General features: G+C 55.7%; 2 protein-coding genes and 1 pseudogene. All 3 read right to left on the reverse strand.

Translation table 11 applies throughout. From position 1 onward, the window contains the following. Positions 1-234: SDR family NAD(P)-dependent oxidoreductase (locus AB8B76_RS15680; RefSeq protein WP_405273823.1), on the reverse strand; the 234-nt coding region annotated here is incomplete at its 3' end. 71 nt (positions 235-305) lie between these two features. Next, on the reverse strand, positions 306-1,613 hold the full coding sequence (locus AB8B76_RS15685) for an MFS transporter (RefSeq protein WP_405273824.1): 1,308 nt from the start codon (positions 1,611-1,613) through the stop codon (positions 306-308). 24 nt (positions 1,614-1,637) lie between these two features. Next, positions 1,638-2,590, reverse strand: a pseudogene (locus tag AB8B76_RS15690) (alginate lyase); the annotation flags it as partial.

Genomic DNA, 2,590 nt, shown 5'->3' on the forward strand with positions numbered 1-2,590 from the left:
TACGCCCGCGGCAACTAGGCTCGCGACGTCGGCGGCGCTTGTCATATCACCCTGGAGAAAAACACATTCACCGCCCGCGGCCCGAACATCTTCCTCTGTCTGTTTCGCCTGCTCAGTGGAACCGAAATAGTTAACCACCACGTTTGCACCTTCACGCGATAGTTTGAGCACGACCTCGCGCCCGATATCCCGCGCCCCACCAGAGACAACAATTACTTTGTTTTCTAACTTCATCAGTACTTCCTCGTTGGTATGCGAGGGATGCGACACCAGTGTCAAACATCCCATCGATTATGGATTCAATATTAGTGCGCCGGGCCATTTACTGGCTGAAGAAGCTCAATCTTCGGACACAGCAACCACACGCTGGCCATAGCGATTACAGCCAGAACCGCCCCGATAACAAAGGCAGGTGTGTAGTTTCCGCCGGCAGTGAGCCACGGCACCAGCGCGGTAAGACCCGCAGCAGCAAGCTTGGCGGCCATACCGGCAAGTCCCGCGAGGGACCCCACGGAGCCTTTCCCGAGCAGATCGCTTGGCAGCGTCTGCACGTTGCCAATCGCCGTCTGGAAACCGAAGAGAATCACCGCCATGAGCAACACGGCGCCCACAGGGCTACCGGGGTTGGCCATAGCAAGCAATGACGGCAGCATGATCAGACAGCCCAGGGAGATCGTAAGTTTGCGAGAGCGATCAACGCTCCATCCGCTGCTAATTCGGTTCCGCGCCAGTAGGCCACCGAACCAGGCGCCAAACATGGCGCCTACATAGGGCACCCACCCATAGATCCCGATGGTCTTCACGTCCATCCCATAGACTTCCGACAGGTAGATGGGGATCCAGAATACGAAGAGCCACCAGATGGGGTCGATCGCCGCTGACGCTATGATCACTCCCCAGCTTTCCTTGCGCTTCAGCAATTCAACAGTATTAGGGGTATAGGCCTCTACTTCACTCTCGTCGCTCGGCTGATCCACCTGCCCTTCGAGAATGAAGCTTCGCTCCTTCTCAGTGATAAAAGGGTGAGATCCCGGCGGCGCCTTAACAATGAGGAGCCACGGCACCAGCCAAAGTAGCCCAACAGCACCCACTAGGACAAAAATCGACTGCCAGCTAAGGTGAATGGAAAGAAAGGCAATGAGCGGGATAGAAATAATTCCCCCTACAGCCGCGCCTGAATTAAAGAGGCCCTGCGCTAATGCGCGTTCAACGGATGGGAACCACTCCGCATTGCCTTTTGCAGCACCGGGCCAGTTACCCGCCTCTGCTACACCCAGTATTCCGCGGAACAGGGCGAAGGTAATCAGGCCTTTCGCGAAGGCATGCATAGCGGTCGCAACGGACCAAATGCCGATTGCGAACACGAATCCCATGCGCGTACCCACGCGGTCGAACACACGGCCGAAGATTGCCTGACCGAAGGCGTAGGCGAACACGAAGATCACCGAGATCAAGGCATAGATCGCCTTGCGTTCGTCTTCGGTCTTGTCCGGATAAAGCTCAGCGGAGATTTGCGGCCAGAGAACATTCAATGACTGCCGGTCGATGTAGTTGATAACCGTGGCCAGTGCGATCAATCCCACAACCCACCAACGCAAGTTCTTTATTTTCATTCTTCTAGCTCCTGCTTCGACCGCTCATTGTTCGCCGGCAATAAAGCTATTGCCCTCTAGCGAAACCGCTGGGGGACCACCGGTCACGAGCTCGACCGCTGTAGGTTCGGGAGTGCGCTGGAACCTGTTGTTCCGAATGACGGTGACTGGCTCGCCCACCGTATGCTCGACGGCAATGGGCGCACTGTCTTCAAAGAGAGAATCAGCAATCGTGGTGACCTGCACCCCGTGGAGGTAAACCGATGCTTTGATCTCGGAACGCTGACCGGCACCTACTCGGTACAGCTCTGATCCAGTAAGGGTCAGATGAGGGCCAAAGGTACTCTCGTCGCGACCAAATCTGCCGAGACTGACCAACGGCCCTTGAATATCCTCGAATTTGGAATCCCGGATCGTAATGTACTCAGCACTGTAGATACCAAAACCATCGTTTTCCCGGTCGAGTTTCAGTACCGATCCGCTGATCGCCTGAAATACCGAGTCGCTTATCTGTATGTGATCCGCCAGCGATGACTTGTTCGCATTGAGGAAGTGGAACGACCGATTAACATTCAGATCCCGAAACTCTGAACCGTCGACGCGGATTTCATAGTTTGTCAGCACGCCGTAACGACTCGTACGAATGACGCTATTACCGGCATAGTCAGGAGCACTGCGGCCCGAGACGGTGACACCGTCCAGCCATAGCGAGCCGCCGTCCTGAATCTCGAACAAGGTGGGACGCTCATATTCAATCCATGCGCCTTGAGGAGCACGGATCGTAATCGCCCTGTCCACGGCAAGCACTTTGCTTTCAAAGTACTCACCGGTACTGAGCTCCAAGGTATCGCCCTCTACAGCATGCGCAAGGGCGCTCGATAGCGTGTTGTTTCCAGGGCTCACCTTGATGACTTCACCGGAACCAAATCGCTCGCCAAACTCGGGCTTGGGATACCAGTCGACACCAGTGGCATCACGATCCAGGGGTTGCAGCGTTC

The organism is Congregibacter sp., assembly GCF_045107095.1.
In the GTDB taxonomy this organism is placed as follows: domain Bacteria; phylum Pseudomonadota; class Gammaproteobacteria; order Pseudomonadales; family Halieaceae; genus Congregibacter.

What these genes read in the sequence shown, in the direction of transcription:
- AB8B76_RS15685 (WP_405273824.1), bottom strand. Translation starts at nt 1,613, where the DNA reads ATGAAAATAAAGAACTTGCGTTGGTGGGTTGTGGGATTGATCGCACTG.